Annotated in this window: 1 protein-coding gene (only partly in view); it reads left to right on the top strand. The window is 47.9% G+C overall.

What is annotated here, in order from left to right:
• Positions 1 to 353 carry part of the coding region annotated (locus C8322_RS14630) for a VCBS domain-containing protein (protein WP_228156519.1) on the top strand (this coding region is incomplete at its 5' end). The annotated region continues 34 nt past the right edge of the window, so 353 of the 387 annotated nt are shown.

Here is a 353-nt window from a genome sequence, read left to right as displayed (position 1 = left end):
GCCCCAGAAGCGAAAGCTGACACAGGCACAGTGACAGAAGACGGTGCAGCACTTGAAGGAAACGTGATCACAGGTGGCAGTAGCAACAGCACAGATGTTGCTGACAGTTTAGGTGCAGATGCAACACAAGTGACAGGAGTCAGCAAAGGAAGCTCAACAACAGAACAAACAGGTAATGTTGGTGGAACAGGACTTGCAGGTGACTACGGCACACTGATACTCAATAGCGATGGTAGTTACCGCTATACCGTTGACCCAAATAATGCAACCGTGAATGCATTAAAAGATGGAGGCAAGCTCACAGAAACATTTAGCTACACCATTAAAGATGCAGATGGGGACTGGAGTACCAC

Source organism: Acinetobacter sp. SM1B, assembly GCF_003289665.1.
Taxonomy (GTDB): Bacteria; Pseudomonadota; Gammaproteobacteria; order Pseudomonadales; family Moraxellaceae; genus Acinetobacter; species Acinetobacter schindleri.
Note: the sequence above shows the minus strand (reverse complement) of the source record. Positions and strands in the feature narration are given on the sequence as shown.